Source organism: Kitasatospora sp. NPDC057198, from assembly GCF_042670125.1.
Lineage (GTDB): Bacteria > Actinomycetota > Actinomycetes > Streptomycetales > Streptomycetaceae > Kitasatospora.
Genome location: NZ_JBHUWH010000018.1, coordinates 1 through 22522, shown reverse-complemented (window position 1 = coordinate 22522; position 22522 = coordinate 1). Strand labels below are relative to the sequence as shown.

Sequence of the window (22522 nt, the reverse complement as noted above, 5' to 3'; positions counted from 1 at the left end):
CACGGACGGCACCACCCCACACACCCCCCACCGACGAATCGAGGTCGCCGTGTCCCTCTCCGCGCCCTACCGCGCAGCCGCCGTGGCCCTCGTGCGTGCGGTCGCCCGGACCGATCTGCCGGCGCACACCCTGCCGGACCTCACCGCGAAAAGCACAAGTTCGAGCGACGAGCAGGAGCGCTGGCTGCGCGAGGTGTGGGCGGACGGGCGGTTGGCCGAGGCCGTCGAACTGGCCAGTCCGGCACTGGCCCGGAGCGTCGCGGAGCTGCTGGCCGCCGAGCGACCTGCGGCCGACCGAGTGCGGCGCGCTGCGCTGTCCACCGCCCGCTACGTCCTGCGGGCCCAGGGACGTCCGACGCCGTTCGGGCTGTTCGCCGGTGTGCAAGCCGCAGCCGTCGGCGGCGCGGCCCGGGCCGACTGGGGCACCGGCGACCGCAGGAGCACCCGGGTGCCCGCAGCCCGGCTCGCCGAGGAGGTCGACCGACTGGAGCGGTACCCGCAGGTGCTGGCCCGACTGGAGGTGGTGGCGAACAACACCGTCCAGGTCCGCGGAGACCGCCTCGTCGTCCCGCACCGCAACCTGCCCCGTCCCGACGGCCGCGCCGTACCGGCCGAGAGTACGCTGCGCCGCACCGGGCCGGTGGCCCTCGCGCTGGCCGCTGCCCGCCAGCCGGTGTGCTTCGGTGATCTGGCGGACAAGACAGCCGCCGAGTTCCCGACCGCGTCCGCCGACCAGGTCACCGGCCTGCTCCGCGAGCTGGTCGTCCAGGGAGCCCTGGTCAGTTCGCTGCGCGCCCCGGCAACGGAACCCGATCCGCGCGCCCACCTGCTGCGGGCCCTGGGGCAGGCTGGTGTCGGTCCGGTGCCCGAAGTCACCGGCGCGGCAGGAGCGGTGGACCTGCGGCTGGACGCTGACCTCGCCCTACCGACGAACGTGGCCGAGGACGCGGCCCGGGCCGCGGGCCTGCTCGCCCGCCTGAGTCCGCTCCCGAAGGGTGCGGCAGCCTGGCGCGCATATCATCAGCGCTTCTACGAACGTTACGGGCGCGGCACGCTGGTGCCGCTGCTGGACGTGGTGGCCGACAGCGGTATCGGCTGGCCGGACGGCTATCCGGGTGCCCGGCCGGCCGAACGGCCGCGGTTCGACGCCCGTGACGAGGCGCTCGCCGTCCTCGCACAGCGCGCGGCGCTGGCGGGCGACCGGGAGGTGGTGCTGGACGAACGGGCGCTCGACGTCCTCGGCACGCCCGAGGGCGAGACCCGGTTCCCGCCGCACCTGGAGGTCCTCGCCCGGCTGCACGCCCGGAGCGCGGACGCCCTCGACCGGGGCGAGTACCGGTTGGAGGTCACCTCCGTCTCGCGGGCGGCGGGCGTGTCCGTCGGCCGGTTCCTGCACCTGCTCGCCCCCGTCCACCGGGATGCTTTCCTCCAGGTGCTGGCGGCGCTCCCGACCACGGACGAGGACACCGTCAGCGCGCAGCTCTCCTTCCCGCCGCTGGATCCGGCGACCAGGCACGTCGCCCATAGCCTGGCCACCGGGCAGTTGGTGATCAGCCTCGGCGAGCACCGCGCACGCGTCGAGGGCGTCCTGGGCCCCGAGGACCTCGCGGTGGGCTGCGACGGGCGCCGCATGTACCTGGCCGCCCCCGAGCGGGGCGTACGGATCGAGACCGCCGCCACCCACGCGCTGAACCTGCGCATCCACACCCCGCCGCTGGCCCGGCTGATCACCGAACTCTCCCGCGCCCACAGCGCGCAGACCACCCGCTTCTCTTGGGGTGCCCTCGCCGCCCTGCCGTTCCTCCCCCGACTGCGGTGCGGCCGGATCGTCCTGTCCCCCGCCACCTGGCGCCTCATCGCCACCGGACTCCCGCCCGCCAACGCGCCGCACCAGCAGTGGGACCAGGCGTTCACCGCCTGGGCCGACCGCCACCGCGTACCCCGCTACGTGACGCTCGCCGCCGACAGTCAGGGCCTGCCGCTGGACCTGCACCACCCGTCCCACCGCGTCCTGCTGCGCGAACACCTGCGCGCCGCACCGCACGCCGTTCTGGCGGAGGCCCCGGAGCCGGCCGACCTCGGCTGGGCGGGTGGCCGGGCCCACGAGGTCGTCTTCCCCGTCACCGCCACCAGCCGTTCTGTCCTGTGGCCGGCCCTGCCCCGACCGACCAGCGCCCGTCGACTGCGGCGCGGCCACGGCGACGCCCCCGGCACCTCCCGCGTGCTGCTCGCCGCCCTGTACGGGGACGTGGAGCGCCAGAACACCGTCCTGGTCCGGCACCTGCCGGTGCTGCTGGAGCGACTCGGACGTCCGAAGTGGTGGTTCGTCCGCTTCCGCGACCCGCGTCCCCAGCTGCGCCTGCGCATCGCCCTGCCCGACCCGGCCGCGTTCGGCCCGACCGCGGCCGCCGTCAGCACCTGGGCCGGTGAACTCCACGAGGCTGGGCTGCTGTCCGAGGTCGTGTACCCCACTTCCTATCGGGAGAAGGGCCGTTGGGGCGACGGCGCGGCGTGGGACGCCGCCGAGGAGGTGTTCCGCACCGACTCCGCCGCCGTCCTCGCCCACCTCTCCACCCCTACGCGGCCCGGTCGGTACGCGCTACTCGCCGCGCACGCCGTCGCCATCGTCACCGGGTTCACCGGCTCCGCCGCTGCCGGGCTGCGCTGGCTGACCGCCAACGTCCCGGCCCAGGCGCCGACTTCCGTCCCTCGGCCGGTGTTCACCGAAGCAGTGCGCCTGGCTGATCCCGCCGACGGCTTCGCCGCCCTGCGAGCCGAGCCCGGCGGTGCCGCAGTCGTCGACGCCTGGACGGACCGGGACCGGGCCCTTCGCGTCTACCGCCGCCACTTCCCCGGCCCGCACACCCACGGCGTCCGGACGGACGACGTTCTTGGGTCGCTGCTGCACTGCTCCTACGTCCGCACCCACCGCATCGACTTCGACGACGAAGCGCTCGTCCTCCACCTGGCCCGCGCCACCGCCCTCGCCCGCCTGTCCAGGGACGGTGACCGGTGAACGCCCCGCACCCCGCCCTGCAGCTGTCCGACCGGATCGCCGACCTGCTCACCGACCCGGCCGACCTCCCCGCCGCTTGGACGGCGCACCCCTCCTGGCGCCAGTCCCTCGCCCACGGCGCCCCCGGCATCGCCCTGCTGCACGTCGAACGCGCCGCCACCGGACGCGGCCGCTGGGAGAGCGCCGCGCAGTGGCTGTCCATCGCGGCCAACGGCCCCGTCACCAGCGGCCCGGACAGCTACCTCTACTACGGCGCCCCCGCGCTCGCCCATGCCCTCCACTGCGCCGCTCGCACCCGCCCCGGCGCCTACCGAAGCGCCCTCGCCCACCTCGATCAGGCGGTCGCCGACGACGCGCTGCGGCGCTGCGCACAGGCCCGTACCCGCCTGTCCCGTGGCGACCTCCCGGCGCTCGCCGAGTTCGACACCATCCGCGGCCTGGCCGGCCTCGGCTCCCTCCTGCTGCGCCGCGAACCCGACGGCCGGGCCTTGCGGGAGGTGCTCTCCTGCCTGGTGAACCTCACCGAGGACGTCAAGTACGACGGCCACCTCCTGCCGGGCTGGTGGACCACCAGCGGGCCTTCGGGCAGACCCGACCCGCGCTTCCCCCGCGGACACGGCAACAACGGCCTCGCCCACGGCATCACCGGCCCGCTGGCCCTGTTGTCCCTCACCCTGCTCCGCGGCGTCGAAGTAAACGGGCAGCGGGAAGCAATCGGTACTGTGCTGACCCGACTGGAGTGCCAGCGCAGCGGCCACACCTGGCCCTACTGGACCACCCGCGACTACGCCGGCGCTGGACGCAAACCGTCGGCGCAGCGCCCGAGTTGGTGCTACGGCACCGCCGGTGTCGCCCGTGCCCAGCAGTTGGCCGCCCTCGCCCTCGGGGACCCGCTGCTGTGCCGCGCGGCCGAGGAGGCGCTCGCCGCCGCGCTGACCGACACCGCGGCCCTGGCGGCGACCACGGATCTGTCCGCCTGCCACGGCTTCGCCGGACTCGCCCACATCGCCCACCGTGCGGCTGCCGACGCCGACCCGCCGGGCGCCGCCCGGCTGCGGGCCGCCACTGCGCTCCTGCTCGACACGGCCCACCCGCCGCACGCCGACCCCGACCGGCAGGCCCGGCGCCTGCTCGACGAGGCGGGCCCCGCCTTGCTGGAAGGGGCCGCCGGTACCGCGCTCGCCCTGCTCGCACCCGCCACCGGCACCCCCACCGCCACCGGCTGGGACGCCTGCCTCCTGATCTCCTGATTTCCTGACCGAGGACGACCGATGACCGCCCAGTGGATCCAGCACAACCTCGCCTTCGCCGACCCCGCCACCGTCGAGCAGACCGCCGCCCACCACCTCGCCCCCGTCCTCGCCTTCGCCCAGAACTCCGGCGACCTGGAGGGATGGTGGTACATGCGCAAGGCCGGGCTGCGGCTGCGCTACCGCGCCGCGGCCTCCGTCCCCGTCGTCACCGGGCTCCTGGACAACCTCACCGCGACAGGGCTCCTCACGGGCTGGGCCACCGTGGCCTACGAGCCGGAGACCGCCGCGTTCGGCGGCCCCGAGGGCATGGAAGTGGCACACCGCCTCTTCCACGCCGACAGCCGACACCTGCTCACCCGCGCCGCGAAGCCCGAACTGCCCGCCCTCGGCCGGGCGGAAACCATCACCGTCCTGGTCTCCGCGATGTTCCGCTCCGCCGGCCTGGACTGGTACGAACAGGGCGACGTGTGGGGCAAGTTCGCCGCCCTCCGTGATGCTCCCGTGCCCGCCGAGCCGAAACAGGCCGCGCGCCAGGCGGCCGCAGCCGGGCGCCTGATGCGCCTGGACACCCGCGCCCTCACTCGCCACGACGCGCCGCTCGTCGGCCATGCCGCCTGGGTCGACGCCTTCGAGCAGGCCGGACAGGACCTTGCCCGCCTCGCCCGCGAGGGCCGCCTGTCCCGCGGGCCGCGCGCCGTCCTCGCCCACCTCCTCCTCTTTCACGCCAACCGCGCCGGGCTTCCCACCGACCACCAGGCAGCCCTCGCCACAAGGGCGTTGGGCGCCGTCTTCCAGTCCGACGAGGGCCTCGCGCCCTCGGCCACCACCATCCGCACAACCACTAAGGTCACCCAAATGACTACTCTGAGCGATGAAACTGGCTCCTCCGCAGCGACCGCCGATCAGCTGCGCGATGCCCTCACCGATCGCCTGCTCGACCAGCAGGCGATCCGCACCACCCCGGTGGAAGATGCCTTCCGGACCGTGGCCCGCGAGCACTTCCTGCCCGGCTTCCCCCTGGAGGCCGCCTACGCCGACAACCCGACCTACACCAAGACGGACGGCTCCGGCGCGCAGATCAGCGCCGCCTCGCAGCCCGGCATCGTCGCCCTGATGCTCGAACAGCTCGCCGCCCGGCCCGGCGAGCGCATCTTCGAAGCCGGCGCGGGCACCGGCGTCAACGCCGCCTACCTCGGGCACATCGTCGGCCGCGAGGGCCGCGTGTTCACGGTCGACGTCGACGAGGACCTGGTCGACGGCGCCAGCAAGCACCTCGCCGACGCCGGAGCCGCCAACGTCGAAGCGCTGCTCGGGGACGGAGCCCTCGGCCACCCGGGCAAGGCGCCCTTCGACCGGATCATCGCCACCGTCAGCACCAGCGAGATGCCCACCGCCTGGCTGCAGCAGGTCAAGCCGACCGGCCGGATCGTGGTGCCACTGCGCCTGCGCGGCACCGCCAGCCGGACCGTCGCCTTCGAGCGCGCCGCCAACGGCTGGGTGTCGGTCGACGACCAGCTCGCCGTCTTCATGCCGCTGCGCGGCAGCATGGACGACGCCCGCCGCACCGTCGACCTCACCGGGGACGGCACCGTCACCCTCCAGGTCCACAAGGACCAGGACGCCAACGCTGCCGTGCTCTCCGGCATCCTGGACACCCCGCGCTACGAGACCTGGACGGGCGTGACGATCCCCGCCGGCACCACCTACGAGTACCAGGACCTCTTCCTCGCCCTGAGCTTGCCCAACTCCCTGCTGAGGATGGCCGTCAGCGCCGCCGCCCGCGAGAACGGCACCGCCGCCCCGATGTTCGGCTGGGGTGCCATGGCCACCGTCCAGGGCAGCTCCCTGGCCTACCTCACCCTGCGCCCGGGCGAACCCACCGCGGAGGGCCGCAAGACCTACGAGACCGGGGTGATCGGTCACGGCCCCGACGACGCCGCGCTCGCCGACCTCGTCTCCGAGCAGATCCGCACCTGGGACACCGGCTTCCGCGACCGCACCCCGCGCATCGCCCTGCCCGACACCCCGCCCGCCGCCGACCCGGCCGCCGGGCGCTTCGTCCTGGAGCGCCCGCACCACCCGATCACGATCACCTGGGAGTAGCCGCCGTGCACCCGAGCGGACCCACCGCCCAGCGCTTCCCGCTGGTCCCCAGGATCCGGCCCGCGTGCCTGCCCCTGAACGCCCGTGTCGGCCGGCTCACCGAGCTGGCCGACACGGCCGCCCGGCGGGCCGACGCGGGCCTCGCCTCCACCGTCCTCAACCAGACCGCCCTCCTCGCCTCCGACCTCGACCTGCCCGACGACGCCCGCGCCCTGTGCCACCGCCACGCCGCGCTCTACCTCACCCGCGGCCCTCTGACCGCGGCGAGCACCATCCGCGCACTCGAGCCGATCGTCAACCTCGCCCGTCTCCACCTGCGCGTCGGCCGCCACCAGCACGGCCACCAACTCCTCCTCGACCTCTACCGCGCCGTCACCACTGCTACCGAGACCACCCTGGACGGCATCACCGTTCCCGCCGCACTGACGGAGACCGACGAGCAGCGTGCCGAAGTGCGGGCGTGGCTGTGGCGGGTCGTCATCGCCGATGGCACCCGCGCCTTGACCGCCGCAGGACGCTGGCAGGACGCCCTGCGCCATATCGAGGAGCACCGCGGCATCGGACGGCGCATCCTCGACGGCCGCCAGACCGCCGTCCTCGCCGCCGCCACCACCGGCGACCACCCCACCGCCCTCGCCCTCCTGCGCGATACCGAACCCGGCGCCCCCTGGGAGAACGCCGTCACCGCCGCTCTCACCGCCCTGTGCCGCCCCGCCGACCGGCACGCCGCCGAACACGCCGCCGACCTGTGGACCGCCCTCGAACCCGGCGACGGACTCGCCGTGTTCACCACCCGCCTCGCCCTCACCGTCCTCGACGCCACCGAACCCGCCACCCCGGCCGCCTGCCACCTCGTCCGGTCCGCCGTCATACGAACGGGTGAATCCGGCGATGGCTACGCCCTGCGCGACCTCCTCGCCCACCCCGCCGTCCGCAGCACCCTGGACGAAGATCGAGCGGGCGCTCTCGAACAGGCTCTCGCCGCCTGCGCACTGGGCAGTAGAAGCCTCCCCGAGCGCGCCCGCAAGCCCCTGGACGCCGCGGTGGACAGCGCCGCCCAAGTGCTCGAAAACGCCCCGTTCGACCCAGGCGCGCCCGGAGGCGACCCACTTGAACGGCGCCCGCCCGATCCCCCAACATCGACTCCCCGACCCCTCTCATCGATCACCCAACATGCCTTGAAATACCGGGACTTGACGTTCCGTCCCGTGCGGCCGGACCATCCCGTGACACCGGATACGGAGCCCTGATTGCCTGCCACCTCCGCGGAGATCACCGCCACCACCCTCGCCTACCTCCAGCACCACCCCGACGAACGCGCCCGGCTCCGACCGCTGCTGGACCTGCTGGCCACCACGCCCGACCCGACCGGCCGCGCGACGCTGCCCGCGCACGTCACCTGCAGCGGCGTCGTTCTCAACCGCGACCTGCGCGTCCTGCACATCCACCACCGGGCCAGCGGCCTGGTCCTGTGCCCGGGCGGTCACGGCGAAGCCGGTGACCAGAGCCTGCTGGCGACCGCGGTCCGCGAGGTTGCCGAGGAGGCCGGGATCCCTCCCGGGGCACTCTGCCTCGCTCCGCAACTGCTGGACGCGCCCGTGGACATCGACGTCAACGACATCGACCCGAACCCGGACAAGGGCGAAGGCGCGCACCAGCACTACGACTTCCGCTTCGTCCTCTACCTCGCCGACGGCGAACCGCCACCCATCAGCCTCCAGGAGGCGGAGGTCACCGGGGCCGAGTGGCGTCCACTCGCCGAGGTCTCCTCCCCCGAACTGCGCGCCAAGCTCCTGGCGGTGGGCCTGACCGGCGTCCCGGAGCCGGTGAACGCCTCCGCGCTGGTCCACAACGGTGGCGGCCGCTACCTGCTGCACCTGCGCGACAACTTCCCCGGCATCTGGGCGCCGGGCGAGTTCAGCCTGCTCGGCGGCGGCCGCGAGCCCGGCGACGCGACGATCGAGGCGACGCTGCGGCGCGAACTCGCCGAGGAAGCACCCGGGATCCGCCTCGGCGAGGTCGAGCCGCTGACCGTCGAGTGGACCACCGACCGCCACGGACTGGCCGTCCCGATCCAGATCTTCACCACCCACTGGGACGGCCACCCCGACGAAGCGGACCTGCGCGAGGGCGTCCTGCTCCACTGGTTCCGCCCCGAGGACCTGCACCGCCTCCACCTGCGCGACTCCACCCGCCACCTCCTCCAGGAGCACGCCGCCACCCGGGCCGCCGGCCGGCCGCCGGCTCCCCGCGCCCGGCTCGTCAGCGGCACGGTGCGCCGCGCGGTGGCGGCGGACGCGGAGGAACTGGCCCGGCTGCGCCTGGTGATGCTGCACGCCGCGGACATCGCCACACCGCCCGGCTGGAAGCAGACCTGCGCCGCCTGGTTCCGCGAGCGCCTCACCGGGCCCGGCGGGTTCGCGGCGTTCGTCGTCGACGGCGGCGGCGCTGGCGCTGGCGCGCTGGTGTCGTGCGCGGTCGCCCAGTACGACCACTGCCTGCCCCGGCCGGGCCGGGCGCCGTACATCGGCGTGATCGCCTCCGTCGCCACCGACCCCGCCCACCGCCGCCGCGGCCACGCCCGGCAGGTGGTCGCCGCCGCCCGGCAGTGGCTCGCCGACGCCGGCTGCGGGCAGGTCCGCCTCACCGCATCCCCGGACGGCGAGCGGCTCTACCGCGACCTCGGCTTCACCGACCCGGACCCGGCCGGTCCGACCCCCCTCGCCTGGAGCACCCCGTGACCACCGACACCCACCCGCTGCCCGACCCGCTCGCCCAGTCCCGGGCGGACGGCATCGAACGCACCTCCGCCGGCGTCCTGCTCACCGCCCCGGCCGGCCGCGTCCTGCTGCTGCGCGCCACCGACCCGGCCAAGGGCCTCCAGTGGGCGGGCGGCGACGTCGAGTTCACCGGCCCGAGCCCGCTGCACACCGCGGTGCGCGAGTGCGCCGAGGAGACCGGCATCCTCCTGCCGCCCGACCCGGACCGGCTGCCACTGCTGGCCACCGTCTTCGAACAGCCCAGGGGCGGCTGGCCAGCCAAGGTCGGATTCGCCTTCCACGGCGGCACACTGACGTCCGAGCAGGTCGCCGCGATCCGCCTCGCCCCGGCCGAGCACACCGAGGTCGTCCTCCTGACCCGCGACGAACTGGCCGTGCACACCGACCCCCGCCGCGCGGAGCTCACCCTCGCCGTCCTGGACGCGGCGCGCACCGGCATGCCCGCCTACGTCGTCCGCTGATACCGGCCTGCCCCGCCGCACACCCGACCCGTCCTGTTCGGAGACCCGACCCGATGACCACCTCCCCACCCCCGCCCGAGCTGCTCGTCTGGGCCGCCGCTCACCTGCCTGGCACGGTCACGGCGGTCGACTGCTCCTGGCCCAGGGCAACCTCCCGGGTGTGGCGCGTCGGCGGCCCCGACGGTGGCGCCGCGTTCCTCAAGGTCAGCCCGGACGACGACGCGTTCACCCGCGAGGTGACCGGCTACGCCTACACAGCGCGCTTTCTGCCCGAGCGGCAGGTGCCACGGCTGCTGGCGAGCGATCCCGGGCTGCGTGCGCTCCTCAGCACGGCGCTGCCCGGCCGCGTCGTGCGCGACCTGCCGTTGGAGCGGGGCGTGGAACTGCAGTTGAACGAGGACGCCGGGCGGCTGCTGCGGCGCTGGCACGACCACGCGGACACCGGTACCGACTCCGACCGGGCGGCCGTGCAGGAGACGATGGGCGCGTACGCGCGGGAGGCCGCCGAGTGCCGGGAGGCCCTGGCCGGGCGGGTGCCGGACGACGTGCTCGCCCTCGTCGGCGCCGCGGCCGCCGAGATCCCCGACCTGGCCGACCGGCTGCCGCTGCTGTTCCTGCACGGCGACTACGCGACCCGCAACTGGCTGATCGACTCCCCCACCGGCCGGCATGCCCTGATCGACTTCGAACAGGCCCGCTACGGCCTGGTGGTCGAGGAGTTCGTCTGGTTGCGGGGGGCGCTGTGGCCCGAACGCCCGGATCTGCACGAGGCATTCTTCACCGGCTACGGGCGCCCGCTCGACGCGGTGGAGGAGCGGCTGCTGTTGCTGCTGACGGTGCGCCTCGGCGCCTCCTACCTCCGAACCGGCCTGCGCGAGGGCCGAGCGGACCTGCAGGAGCGCGGCCACCTCGCCCTCGGCCGCATGACCGCCCGGCCCGTCCGCTCCTGACCCGTACCGTCGGCACATCCACCACCCCGTCCGCCTTCGAGAACGGAGACCGGTGTCCACCACCGACGAACACCCGGCACCACCCGCCGAGCAGCGGGCCGGGCACGGCGCGAGCACCGAGGTCCGGGAGCTGCTGGAGGCCCACGCGGCCCTCGGCCAGCTGCCGCGTGTCCTGGCCGTCCGGCTGGCCTCCGCGCTGCGCGCCCTGGAGCGCGGCACCGTCGAAGTCCTGGACCATGCCGACACCGCCTCGCTCGCGGACCCGGCCCGGGGGACGCCCAGTGAGCGCGCCCAGCCGCCGACGCCGGGCGCCGACGAGGAGGCGGTGGTGCTCGTCGACGGCGCCGGATCGCGGGCCGAGGTCGCCCCGGACGGCTTGGCGGCCCTGGAGTGGGGCGTGCGCGCCCTGTGGGCGCAGGCCGAGGCGGTGCACGCGCGGTGGACGGCCGCGGGTCGGCCCGCCGTGTACGGGGTGGAGTTCGACGGCGGCCGGGTGCGGGTCGTCGGCGGTGCGGCGCTGTCCTGGGAGCTGCCCGTGTCCTGACCCGTCCGTCCGCGCCGGCCGTCCGGAGGCGAACCGGGCGGCCCGTCCGCGCCGCACCCCGTCCGATCCCCCCGATGCTTGAAGGAGACGCCCGATGACACCGTCCCCCGTTCGCCCGGCCACGCCGCACGACGCCGAGGAACTGCTGCGTCTGCGCGTCGACGTCCTCACCGGCCGGCCGGCCGACGACGCCTGGCGCCGTACCTTCCTCGCCGACATGCGGGCCCGCCTCGGCAGTGACCCTCACCTGCTCGCGTACGTCGCCGACGACGGGGACGGCGCGCTGGCGGCGTGCGCGATCGGCGTCGTCTACCGGGGCTACGACGGCCCCGCCTACCCCGGCGGGCTGTGGGGCCGCGTCCACACCGTCGTGACCGATCCGCGTCACCGCCGCCGGGGTCTGGGTGAAGCCGTCACCCGGGCGCTGGTGGTCGCGCTCCAGGACCGTGGCTGCTCCTCGGTCGAGCTGATCGCCACCGACGAGGGCCTGCCGCTGTACCGGAAGCTCGGCTTCGACCCCGCCACCCACTACCTGACGCTACGCCAGCCCCTGGCGGCGGGACCCGCTCGGTCCGCGATGGCGGGAGGGGCGGCATGAAGCGGCTACGGCACGAGGCGCCCCCCAGCTACCGCGGCGGACGGGTCGTCCCCGGGCGAGCAGTTACTGTTCGGCGGTCCGATGCGCTACGACGGCGGGTTCGTCCGCCATGAGGAAGCCGGCGCGCAGGCCGACTTGTGGACGGTGGCCCGGCAGATCCCCGGGATGCTTCGCCTGGCGTGGCAACTCGCCTGGCGGGCCGATCGCGCCGCACTGGCGGGGGTGGTGCTCGCCGAGGTCGGCCGCGCCGGGGCGGCAGCACTGTCCTTGGTCGCCGTGAACGCCGCCCTGGGGCACCTGTTCGCCTCCGGCGGTGCGGCCGGTACGCTGCGCGCGGTGCTGCCCGCCGTGCTGGTGGCGAGCGCCGCCGCCGGGCCGGGGCCGTCCTGGCGGCGGTGTCCTCCTGGGGCGCGGACCGGCTCAGCCCGCGGATCCAGCGCGCCGCGACCCTCACCCTGCTGGAGCGGGCCCAGCGGGTGGAGATGGCCTCGCTGGAGGACCCGGAGTTCAACCGCCTGCTGGAGTCCGGCCGACTGCTGGGCGCTCTCGTCTCCACCGGGCACCCGGCGCTGGCCGCCGCTGGCACCGCCGTCGTCGCGGTGCGCACCGGCGCCGCGAACGTCGGCGGCCTGCTCGGCAGCGTCAACCGGCTCTTCGAGAAGTCCCTGTACGTCGGCGACCTGCAGAAGCTCACCACCGAGGTCGAAAGGCTCGCCATCCCCGCCGACCTGCCCGAACGCCCCGCCGCGATCCACGTCGAGGACGTCAGCTTCACCTACGCCGGACGCACCGCGCCGCCGCTGGACAGGGTCAGCCTCACGATCCAGACAGGCCAGGTCGTGGCCCTGGTCGGCGACAACGGAGCGGGCAAGTCCACCTTGGCCCGGCTGCTGTGCGGCCTGTACCAACCGGACAGCGGGACGATCCGCTGGGACGGGGTCGACACCGCGACCGCCGACCGAGCCCAGCAGTTCGCCCCCACCGTGCTGCTCCCGCAGGACCCCTTCCACTGGTCCCTCACCCTGCGGGCGATCGTCACCGCCGGCCGCCCCGGCCACCACGCCCACGCCCACGCCCTCGCCCTCGCCCCGGGCGGCTTCCAGATGGGTGGGTTTCCAGGCGCCGATGTCGGCCTCGACGGCGACGTGCGGCACGTACAGGGCGAGAAAGGCGGCGAGCACGGCAGTCAGCAGTCGTCCGCTGCGCGGCCCGGCCGGGGTGGCGTCGGGGCTCGGCACCGAACTCGGGGTGGGCAGGCGGCGCAGCAGCAGGTCCGGGGGAGGCAGGTGGCGGCGAGGGCGGCGAGGGCGGCGAACAACCAGGGGTAGTGGTCCGCGCCGGTCAAGGTGACCAGGGCGGGGCGAGGACGGCGCCGATGCCGAAGTGAGCGTTGAGGATGTTGAGCATCGCGGTGGAGCGGTGCCCGAAGGCGGTGGCGAACAGGCGGTTGAGGCCGTGGTCGAGGCCGCCGAAGCCGATTCCACCGGCCAGCGCGGTGGCCAGCCGGGGGCGGCGGCGAAGGCGGCGGCGGCGAAGGCGGCAGCACCGAGGGCGAGGAGCAGCAGCGAGCCGGGCAGCGGGGCTCGGGTCCGGTCGCGGCTCTCGAGGCGGTGGTACAGCACCACTCCGGCGATGGCGCCGGTGAAGTGCGCGCTGAGGGCGGGGCCCGCGATGGCGGGTGCGATGCCGTAGACGGGGCGCAGGGCGGGGATGGCCGGTCCGTAGAGCGCCTGGAGGGCGCCGATCAGGACGAACGCGGCGCAGGCGGGCCTGGCTGCGCGGGCTCGGCTGCGCGGGCGGTGCGGGGGTTCACCGGGGCCTCCGGAGGACGTCGGCAGGAGGCCCCGCCGGTACGCGTACGACGGGGCCTGGGGGCGGGAAGGGGCGGTTCAGGCGGCGCGGCCGCGCACCTGTTCGGTGGTCGAGGAGGTGACGGTCTCGGGGGCGCCGAGCGGCGCGGGGGCCGGGGCGGCCCCGGGGGTGGCGGGTTCGTCCTCCTCCCGCAGGGCCTTGGTCTCGGCCTTGAGGATGCGCATCGACTTGCCGAGGCCCCGGGCCAATGTCGGGAAGCTTCTTGGAGCCGAAGAGCAGGACGAGGACGAGCACGACGATGACGATGTGCCAGGGCTCGAGTCCGTTGCGGAGCATGGGGGTCACCGGTCTCTCGGGTCGGGGAACGATTCGGTACGTACACGGTGCACAGGGTCGGCAGATCACGCAAGGCCCAACCATCCACCGCCGCAAGACCGTTACCGACCTGCGGCGATCTCCTCCCGCAGGCGCGCCGGACCGGCCCGGGGCGTCGGTCGACGGCGCCCCGGGCGGTGGGCCCGGGTCAGGCGAGCGGGGCGGGGCCGGTGGTGGAGCGGATCACCAGCTCGGGGTCGAACAGCAGCTCGCCGACGGGAGTCTCCCGGCCGCCGACCAGGGCGAGGACGCTGCGGCCGACCTCCAGGGCGAGGCGGTCGGTGGGCTGGCGGACGGTGGTCAGCGGCGGGTCGGTGAACTCGGTGATCATCGTGCCGTCGTAGCCGACCACCGACACCTGCTCCGGCACCGTGCGCCCCAGCCGCCGCACGCCGCGGATCACGCCGAGCGCCATGTAGTCACTGGCGGCGACGATCGCGGTCGCGCCCAGTCCGAGCAGCACGCCCGCCGCCGCCTGCCCGCCCTCGACGGTGTAGGACTGGCGGACCACCAGCTGCTCCGCGTCCGGCAGGCCGCGCCGGGCCATCGCGTCCAGGAAGCCCTGGACCCGCCGGTCGGAGGGGTGGTTGCCGGCCGGACCGGAGACCATGCCGATGGCGCGGTGGCCGAGCCGGTGCAGGTGGTCGACGGCGAGCTCGGCGGCGAGCCGGTCGTCGGTGGAGAACACCGGTACCGGCACGCCGTCGGCGAACTCGCCGTTGACGCCGACGTACGGGATGCGGCGCGAGCGCAGCAGCTCGTACACCTCCTCGTCGGCGCCCTCGACGGTGTTGGAGGCGGAGAGGAAGACCACCGCGGCGATGCCCTTGTCGACGATCGCCGAGATGTACTCGGGTTCCTGCACCCCGCCGGGGAAGGCGGGGCACAGGATGGTCTTGAGGCCGTGCGGGGCGAGCGCGGCCTCGATCCGCTCGGCGACGTCGGCGAAGAACGGGTTGGAGACGTGCTCGGTGACGACGGCCACGATCTGGCCCTGCACCGCGCGCTCGTAGCCGAGTTCGGCCATGGCCTGCTCGACGGCGTCCCGGGTCTTCTTGGCCACGCCCTGCCGCCGGTTGATCACCCGGCTGACGGTCGCCTCGCTGACGCCCGCCTGCGCGGCGATCTCGACGATGCCGATCTTCATGTCCTCCCCTTCGCCTGACGTTCCATCGCGCTCTCCACCGCTCGGGTCACGCGTTGCCGCGGATCTTCACCAGACCGGTCCGCGGTACCCGGAGGCTGCACAGACCCGGCGCGAAAGTGGTCTGGACCCGCTCGATGATACGGCCGTCGGGGCCGTGCACCGTGATCTCCACCGGCAGTTGGACACCCTGCACGTCCAGCACGATCCGGTCCGCGGTACTGCCGTTGACCAGCACCGTCTCCGCGTGCTCGGCGGGCCGGACGGGCACCGCCCGCTCGGTGTGCACGTCGACCACCCGGACGGCGTCGGCGACCGACTCCACCAGGGTGTACTGCTCGTCGGGGCGGCCGGGTTCGACGGCGCCCTCCAGCAGCTGCGGGCGCAGCCGACGCCATTCGGCGAGCCAGAAGCGCAGCGCGTCGAGGTGCTCGGCGGGCAGCGTGTCGAGCCGGACGGAGACCTGCGGGACGGCGTGCAGGGCGCCGATCAGCTGCCGGGCGGCGGCTTCGACGGGGGCGCCGGCGTCCCACAGCAGCGGGTCGCTGTGCACCACGCCGCCGGTGGCGAGCAGCGCGGTGTCCAGGGTGCGGACCCGGTTGGCGGTGGAGTCGGCCGGACAGTCGAAGGAGCGCAGCATGTTGCCGAACGCGCCCATCGCCGGTCCGACGTAGGGCTGGCGCAGCTCCAGCAGCAGCTCGGGGCGGACGGCCTCCAGGGCGACTCGCAGGTCGGCGAGCAGCTGCAGCAGGGCGCGGCCCACGTCTTCACCACCGTCGTTGGCGTACACCATGGCCTCGTCGAGGAAGTCGACCTTGAGGCCGTCCAGGCCGTACTCGCGCACCACTCGCACGCAGGTGTCGACGACGTGCGCGCGCACCTCCGGGTGGCGCGGGTCGAGCACGTGCGCACCGGGGACACCGGCGGCGCGGGTGGCGTACGGGGCCCAGCGGGCGTGGCAGTCGGCGTTCGGGCCGAGCAGCAGCGGGGCGATCCAGGCGAGGTAGCGCAGGCCGGTGGCGCGGACGGTCTCGACGTGGCCCGCGAAGTCCGGGAACTTGGCGGTGTCGGGGGTCCAGTCGCCGACGCCCGCGTAGCCGCGGCCGTTGCCGTAGCGCTGCCAGCCGTCGTCCAGGATCAGCGCACCGAAGCCCAACACGGCGGCGAGGCGTGCCTGTTCGGTGACCTCGACGGCGTCGACGTCCTGGTTGTAGGCGTACCAGGTGCACCACAGCGGGAGCCGGGCCGCGTCCGGGACGGGCATGGCGTCGGTGCGGGCCGCGTACCAGCCGCGCAGCGGGCGCAGGGCGCCGGCGACGGACGGGGCCCGCGGGACGAACAGCAGGCGGTGCGGCTGGTCGGCGGGCGGCAGGTGGAGGTGGACGACGTGGGTGTCGTTCTCCTCGGAGACGCCGTAGCGCAGCGAGACCTCGGGCACCGGGTCGGCGGTGGCGAAGGTGAGCAGGGTGGCGCCGGTGGAGTCGTACAGGCAGCCGGCGGCGAGGCTGTCGGCGAGGCTGACGGTGGCGCGGCCCTCCCAGTCGGCGACCAGGGTGCGGCGCCAGTCGGCGCCGGGGTGCCAGTAGCCGGCGGCGTCGCCGAGCGGGACGGTGAGGCGGACCTCGACCGGGACCCCCGGGGCGTCGATCCGCAGGACCTTCACACCGGCGCCGGCGCCCTCCAGGCTCCATTCGGCGTCCGTGCCGTCGGCGAGGACGGCGACCTCGACGGTGTCGAGCAGCGGGGCGTACCGGGCCGGGGCGAGCTCGGCGGTGGTGACGGCCTCGGGGGCCAGGGTGGTCACGGTGGTTACTCCTTGACGGCGCCGGCCAGCAGGCCGGAGACGAAGTGGCGCTGGAGGACGAGGAAGACGATCGCCATCGGGATCGCGGCGACGGCGGTGCCGGTCATGATGGCGCCGTAGTCGGTGTCGACGACGCCCTTGAGCGAGGCGAGCGCGACCGGAATGGTCAGCGAGGCGCTGTCGCGCAGCACGATCAGCGGCCAGACGAAGTCGTTCCACTGGAACAGGAACAGGAAGATGGCGAGCGCGGCGAGCGCGGGCCGCATCGGCGGCAGTACGACGCGCAGGAACAGGCGCAGTTCGCCGCAGCCGTCCATCCGGCCGGAGTCGAGCAGTTCGTCCGGGATGGTGCCCATGGACTGGCGCATCAGGAAGATGCCGAACGGCAGCGCCAGGTTGGGCAGGATCACGGCCTGGTAGGTGTTGAGCCACTCCAGGTCGGCCATCAGCTTGAACAGCGGGACGAGGGTGACCTGGCTGGGCACCACCAGGCCGAGCATCAGCAGTCCGAAGATCGCGTCGCGGCCCTTGAAGCGGTACTTGGCGAAGGCGTAGCCGGCCAGCGTGCAGACGGTGCCCGCGCACAGGGTGTAGATGACGGCGATCAGCAGCGAGTTGAGCACCACCCGGCCGAATTGGACGGTGGTCTGCAGGTTGCCCAGGTTGCTGAACAGGTTGCCGCCGGGGGTGAGCGGCGGCGGGGAGTCGAAGATCTCCGTGCTGGTGTGGGTGGCCGCGATGACCAGCCAGTAGAAGGGCAGCAGGACGGCGGCGAGCGCGATGGCCAGGCCCCAGGTCAGGGCGATGCTGTTGCGCAGGCGGCCGGGGGTGCCCTTGGCGCGGCGGCGCGCGGCGGTGGTGGAGCCGGTGGAGGTCATGACTTGTCTCCCAGCACCTTGAACTGGACCAGCCCGAGGATGCCGATCAGGATGGCCAGCGCGTAGGCGATGGCCGAGGCGTAGCCGAAGTCGAAGAAGGTGAAGGCGTTCTGGTAGAGGTACACCCCGATGGTCAGGGTGGCGTTGTCCGGCCCGCCGTGGGTGAGGATGAACGGCTCGTCGAAGATCTGCAGGGTGCCGATGGTGGAGAGCACCGTGGTGAGCAGCAGCGCGGGACGGAGTCCGGGCAGGGTGACGTGCCGGAAGGACTTCCAGGCGCCGGCGCCGTCGACCGAGGCGGCGTCGTACAGTTCGGTGGGGATCGACTGGAGGCGGGCGAGCAGGATGACCGCGTTGTAGCCGGTGTAGTGCCAGGTCAGCGCGAGGGCCAGCGAGATCTTCGCCCACAGCGGGTCGGTCAGCCAGGGCACGGCGTCGATGCCGACGAAGTGCAGCAGCCAGTTGACCAGGCCGTACTTCTCGTTGAGCAGCACGGAGAAGATCACGCCGTAGGCGACCAGGCCGGTCACCATCGGCAGGAAGAAGCCGAGCCGGAACAGCGAACGGGCTTTCAGCAGGCGGGAGTTGAACGCCACTGCCAGGCCGGTGGCCAGGGCCAGCATGACCGGCACCTGGATCAGCAGGATCACGCCGGTGTTCTTCAGCGCCGTCCAGAACAGCGGGTCGTGCAGCAGCCGGGTGTAGTTGTCGGCGCCGACGAAGGTGTCCGTTCCGCCCACGGTCTTGTAGAGGCTGAGCACGAAGGACCAGCCGATGGGGTAGAGCTTGAACACGGCGAACAACGCCACGGCGGGCAGCACGAAGAAGTACGGGGCCAGTCGTCGTCCGGTCAGGCGGGGCGGCCCCGGTCGGGGGGCCGCCTGCTGCCGGGTGGGCCGCTGGGTGGTGGCGGTGCTCATCAGGCGACCTTGCGGCCCGTCTGCTGGGCGATCTGGTCCGCGGCCTGCTTCAGCACCTCGGCCGGGTCGGCGCCCTTGAGCAGCACCTTGGTCTGGGCATCGGTGACGGCCTTGAGCGCGCGGGCGTAGTCGGCGCTGTAATTGAAGGCCGGGGACTTGGCCTTGAGCGCCTCGAGGAACACCTCGCCGGGCTTCTGGCCGCCGAAGAAGTCCGAGGAGGTGTGGAAGACCGGGTCGTCGTAAGCCTTCATCAGGGCGGGGGCGATGCCCTTCTCCTGGTAGATCTTGACCGGGTTCTCCGGCCGGGTGAGGACGAACTCGACGAACTTCCAGGCGGCGGCCTGCTGCTTGCTGGCGCCGGAGACGGTCAGGTAGGTGGAGTTGACGGTGGCGGCGGTGGAGCCGCCGCGGCGCACGGCCGGGGGCAGCCGGACGCCCCATTTGCCCTTCTCCTCCGGGACGGTCTCCTGGATGATGCCGCCGTACCAGGTCGGCATCGGGACGGCGGCGCAGGTGCCGGCCTTGATGGCGGCGATCTGGGCGTTCCAGCCGCCGGAGAGGTCGGCGACCAGGCCCGCGTCGTTGAGCTGCTTGATGATCGTCATCGCCTTGACGGACTCCGCGGAGGTCAGCGTGATCTTGCCTTCGAGGTCGAAGTAGAAGACGCCCTGGAGCTGGAGCAGCATCTGGAAGAAGTTGGCGGCGTCCGGGATCGAGGCGGGCTTGTCGATGCCTAGCAGGTACTTCCCGGTCTTCGCCTTGATCGTCTTGCCGGCCACGATCGCGTCGTCCCAGGTCTCGATGGACTTCACGTCCACCCCGGCCTGCTCGAAGACGTCGGCGCGGTAGTAGAAGCCGCCCGAGTTGGCCTCCATCGGCAGGGCGTTGACCCTGCCGTCGCGACTGACCGCGCTCTCCCAGACGCCCGGGGCGAAGGCGTCCCGGTACCGGTCGGCGCCGAGGCCGGTGAGGTCGGCCAGACCGTTGGGGAACTTCTCGGTGTAGCCGGGCAGGTAGTCGATGCCGATGTGCATCACGTCGGCGAGGCTGGAGCCGCCGGCCGCCATCCCGGTGGTGATCTTGTCCCAGATCGCCGGGTTGCCGATGTCCCGGACGGTCACCTTGATGTTCGGGTACTGCGCGTTGAACGCCGGGACGAGCGCCTTCATCTCCGCGGCGGGGCCGGACCAGCTCCATACGGTGATGTCGCCCTTGTTCGCGTCTCCGGCGGCCCCGCCTCCGCCGCTGCCGCTGCCGCCCGAACCGCTGCAGGCCGCCAGGCCCGACAGGCCGGCGCCGACGGCGAGCGCGCCGCCCACTCTCAGAACGCCGCGACGAGAGATGTCCATGATCGATCCACCTTGCTCCAGGTCGGCCGGGGTACCGACGTGACAGGACGCTAGCAACCACGTCAGCTGACTTGCAAGGTTTGATTGAAAAACTTGCGACGTATATGACATTGGAACATTGCAAATGTATTGAAGGGCTGCCGTCCGAACTGCTAGCGTCCGCCCACCGCATCCGTCACCCCACCCTGACCGGAGCCCCCATGCGCCCTCTGCGCCCCACCCGCCTCACCGTGCTCGCGGCCCTCTCGCTGGTCGCCGCACTCGCCCCCGCCACCGCGCCCAGCGCGGCGGCCGCCGCAGCCGTCCCGGCTCTCGCCAACCCCGGCTTCGAGGGCGGCACTTCGGGCTGGGCCTTCACCTCCGGCACCGGCGTGGCCGGCAACCTCCCGCACAGCGGCGGCAAGCTCGCCTACCTGGACGGCGGCACCGGCAAGAAGGTCTCGCAGACCCTCACCGCCCAGAATGCGGGCGTCTACGACGTCTCGGCCTGGATCGCCACCGGCGGCACCGGCGGGAAGTTCACCGTCCGGATCAACGGCACCGTCGCCGGCACGGTCTCCCCGGCCGTCCGGGCCGCGTACGCCCGCTACACGATCCCCCGCGTGACGGTGAAGGCCGGCGACCGGCTGGAGATCGCCTTCGAGTCCGGCAACGGCTGGATCAACGCCGACGACGTCTCGCTCGCGCCGTCCGGCCCGGCCGTGGCCGACCCGGGCTTCGAACAGGGCGGCGGTGCCTGGCAGTTCACCTCCGGCACCGGCGTCGCCACCAACAACCCGCACAGCGGCGGCAAGCTGGTCTACCTGGACGGCGGCACCGGCAAGAAGGTCTCGCAGACCCTCACCGCCAACGGCCCCGGCACCTACAACTTCTCCGCCTGGATCGCCACCGGCGGCACCGGCGGGAAGTTCACCGTCCGGGTCAACGGCACCGTCGTCGGCAGCGTCGACCTCCCCTCCCGCTCCGGCTACGCCCGCTACACCGTCAGCCGGGTCACCGTGAACACGGGCGACCAGGTGCAGATCGCCTTCGAATCCGGCAACGGCTGGATCAACGCCGACGACCTGATGGTCTCCCCCGCCTCCCCCGCCAACCCCAAGGCCACCTCCTCCGACCCGAAGATCGCCGAACTCTTCGCCTGGGCCACCGCAAAGGCCGGCAGCTGGGTCCAGCTCCCGGGTGCCACCGGCCCGGTCAACGCCGACGAGCGGCAGACCGGCGGCACCGGCACCAGCACCTACGAAGCCTCCTACTGGGCGGGCTACGCCCACCGTTCCGCCTTCTACGGCCGCGACACCGCCCACCAGGTGGACGGCGCGGCCGCGCTCGGCCTGGGCAGCGAGAACCGCGCCATGCTCGGCGCGTTCGCCGCCACCGCCACCGCCGAGCAGAACTACTACCCGGTGTGGGCGCTGAACTTCGACGACCGCACCAACCTGTCCATCGACTACTACGGCCCGGACAGCTTCGTCCGCGAGGTGCCCTCGACCTTCGAACTGGTCGAGAAGGCCGACAACGCCTATCGCTGGAGCGGCGACGCCTCCTACGTCACCGACCCCGCGCTGTGGGCCTACTACCAGCACGCCACCAACGAGTTCATCACCCAGCACGACTCCGCCAAGCCCAACGGCGTCGCCGAGGGCACCGGCAAGGGCATCTTCTCCGGCGCCGCCAGCTACGACGAGGGCGGCAACGAGCACTTCGCCGAGGCCGGAGACTCCATCGGCTCCCAGTACCAGGCCCTGCTGGCCGTCGCCGACCTCGCCGCGGGCCGCGGCGACAGCGCGCTGTCCGCGCAGTACGCGCAGCGGGCCGCCGACCTGAAGAGCTACTTCAACACCACCTGGAGCGGCACCGGCTCCGGCGCGGCGATGGTGCGCGGCTACAGCACCGACGGCACCCCGATCACCGGCTGGGGCAAGGAGAACTCCTGGTTCATGCCGATGAAGAAGATCGTCGACGCGGGCCCGCGCAACGACGCCTACCTCGACTACATCGACCAGCAGTCCCAGGGCACGGACAAGCCCTCCAACATCGAGGCGTACACCTACCTGCCGGACACCTTCTTCGCCTACAACCGCAACGACACGGCCTGGAAATGGATGCAGTACGTCTACGACCGCCGCAACGACCAGCACGTCGTCACCAAGCAGGGCCCCAACGGCGACTACCCCGAGGTCTCCTTCACCCTGGTCAGCCAGACCGTCCAGGGCCTGATGGGCGTCGACCCGAACGCCCCCGCCCACAGCCTCGCCACCGCCTCCCACCTGCCCACCGGCACCTCCTGGCTGGCCCTCGACGACCTCGCCGTCGGCCGCAACACCTTCACCCTGCGCCACGACGGCGCCACCTCCTCCACCCTGACCAACAAGACCGGCACCGACAGCTACACCTGGGAGGCCCGGATCCCCGGCGCCCACGGCTCCCTCAAGGTCAACGGCACTTCGCAGAACGCCGCCACCAAGACCGTCGACGGCACCGTCTACTCGTACGTCACCGTCACCGTCGCCCCGGGCGCCACCGCCACCGTGCAGA

Annotated in this window: 16 protein-coding genes and 1 pseudogene; 11 read left to right on the top strand and 6 right to left on the bottom strand. The window is 73.3% G+C overall.

Features of this window, described 5'->3' with window-relative positions; all coding sequences use genetic code 11:
• The first annotated feature begins 82 nt into the window (after positions 1 to 82).
• From ACFUEL_RS04070 to ACFUEL_RS04025, 10 genes are all read left to right on the top strand, one after another.
• Positions 83 to 3016: a lantibiotic dehydratase gene (locus ACFUEL_RS04070; protein WP_380234397.1), complete on the top strand. Its 2934-nt coding sequence runs from the start codon at positions 83 to 85 to the stop codon at positions 3014 to 3016.
• The gene (locus ACFUEL_RS04065; protein WP_380234396.1) at positions 3013 to 4266 is read left to right on the top strand and encodes a lanthionine synthetase LanC family protein; all 1254 of its coding nucleotides are present in this window, start codon (positions 3013 to 3015) and stop codon (positions 4264 to 4266) included. Before ACFUEL_RS04070 ends, ACFUEL_RS04065 begins: the two co-directional genes overlap by 4 nt.
• Before the next feature lie 21 nt (positions 4267 to 4287).
• Positions 4288 to 6372, top strand: a complete 2085-nt coding sequence (fxlM, locus tag ACFUEL_RS04060; protein ID WP_380234395.1) for a methyltransferase, FxLD system — start codon at positions 4288 to 4290, stop codon at positions 6370 to 6372.
• A gap of 5 nt (positions 6373 to 6377) precedes the next feature.
• Positions 6378 to 7622, top strand: a complete 1245-nt coding sequence (locus ACFUEL_RS04055; protein ID WP_380234394.1) for a hypothetical protein — start codon at positions 6378 to 6380, stop codon at positions 7620 to 7622.
• Positions 7623 to 9113: a GNAT family N-acetyltransferase gene (locus ACFUEL_RS04050; RefSeq protein WP_380234393.1), complete on the top strand. Its 1491-nt coding sequence runs from the start codon at positions 7623 to 7625 to the stop codon at positions 9111 to 9113.
• Positions 9110 to 9613: an NUDIX domain-containing protein gene (locus ACFUEL_RS04045; protein WP_380234392.1), complete on the top strand. Its 504-nt coding sequence runs from the start codon at positions 9110 to 9112 to the stop codon at positions 9611 to 9613. The genes ACFUEL_RS04050 and ACFUEL_RS04045 overlap by 4 nt, the downstream gene beginning before the upstream one ends.
• Before the next feature lie 53 nt (positions 9614 to 9666).
• The gene (locus tag ACFUEL_RS04040; RefSeq protein ID WP_380234391.1) at positions 9667 to 10563 is read left to right on the top strand and encodes an aminoglycoside phosphotransferase family protein; all 897 of its coding nucleotides are present in this window, start codon (positions 9667 to 9669) and stop codon (positions 10561 to 10563) included.
• 52 nt (positions 10564 to 10615) lie between these two features.
• Positions 10616 to 11107 (top strand): hypothetical protein, encoded by a 492-nt coding sequence (locus tag ACFUEL_RS04035; protein WP_380234390.1) that lies wholly within the window; start codon positions 10616 to 10618, stop codon positions 11105 to 11107.
• A 94-nt stretch (positions 11108 to 11201) separates the two neighbouring features.
• Entirely contained in the window at positions 11202 to 11705 is a 504-nt protein-coding gene (locus ACFUEL_RS04030) for a GNAT family N-acetyltransferase (protein WP_380234389.1), read from the top strand.
• A gap of 395 nt (positions 11706 to 12100) precedes the next feature.
• Positions 12101 to 13033 carry an ATP-binding cassette domain-containing protein gene (locus tag ACFUEL_RS04025; protein WP_380234388.1) on the top strand — a complete coding sequence of 311 codons (933 nt, stop codon included), beginning with the start codon at positions 12101 to 12103 and terminating at the stop codon, positions 13031 to 13033.
• Positions 13034 to 13594: 561 nt separating this feature from the next.
• On the opposite strand, the pseudogene tatA reads toward ACFUEL_RS04025, so the two are convergent.
• From tatA to ACFUEL_RS03995, 6 genes and pseudogenes are all read right to left on the bottom strand, one after another.
• Positions 13595 to 13853 (bottom strand): annotated as a pseudogene (gene tatA / locus ACFUEL_RS04020) (Sec-independent protein translocase subunit TatA).
• A gap of 187 nt (positions 13854 to 14040) precedes the next feature.
• Entirely contained in the window at positions 14041 to 15039 is a 999-nt protein-coding gene (locus ACFUEL_RS04015; RefSeq protein ID WP_380234387.1) for a LacI family DNA-binding transcriptional regulator, read from the bottom strand.
• Between the two features lie 46 nt (positions 15040 to 15085).
• Positions 15086 to 16840 carry a glycoside hydrolase family 36 protein gene (locus ACFUEL_RS04010; protein WP_380234386.1) on the bottom strand — a complete coding sequence of 585 codons (1755 nt, stop codon included), beginning with the start codon at positions 16838 to 16840 and terminating at the stop codon, positions 15086 to 15088.
• Between the two features lie 5 nt (positions 16841 to 16845).
• The gene (locus ACFUEL_RS04005) at positions 16846 to 17718 is read right to left on the bottom strand and encodes a carbohydrate ABC transporter permease (RefSeq protein ID WP_380234385.1); all 873 of its coding nucleotides are present in this window, start codon (positions 17716 to 17718) and stop codon (positions 16846 to 16848) included.
• Positions 17715 to 18638, bottom strand: coding sequence for a carbohydrate ABC transporter permease (locus ACFUEL_RS04000; RefSeq protein ID WP_380234384.1), 924 nt, complete (start codon positions 18636 to 18638; stop codon positions 17715 to 17717). Before ACFUEL_RS04000 ends, ACFUEL_RS04005 begins: the two co-directional genes overlap by 4 nt.
• The gene (locus ACFUEL_RS03995) at positions 18638 to 19987 is read right to left on the bottom strand and encodes an ABC transporter substrate-binding protein (protein ID WP_380234383.1); all 1350 of its coding nucleotides are present in this window, start codon (positions 19985 to 19987) and stop codon (positions 18638 to 18640) included. Before ACFUEL_RS03995 ends, ACFUEL_RS04000 begins: the two co-directional genes overlap by 1 nt.
• 200 nt (positions 19988 to 20187) lie before the next feature.
• On the opposite strand from ACFUEL_RS03995, the gene ACFUEL_RS03990 reads away from it, so the two are divergent.
• Positions 20188 to 22522, top strand: a 2335-nt coding sequence (locus ACFUEL_RS03990; protein ID WP_380234382.1) for a hypothetical protein, incomplete at its 3' end; no start/stop codon positions are given.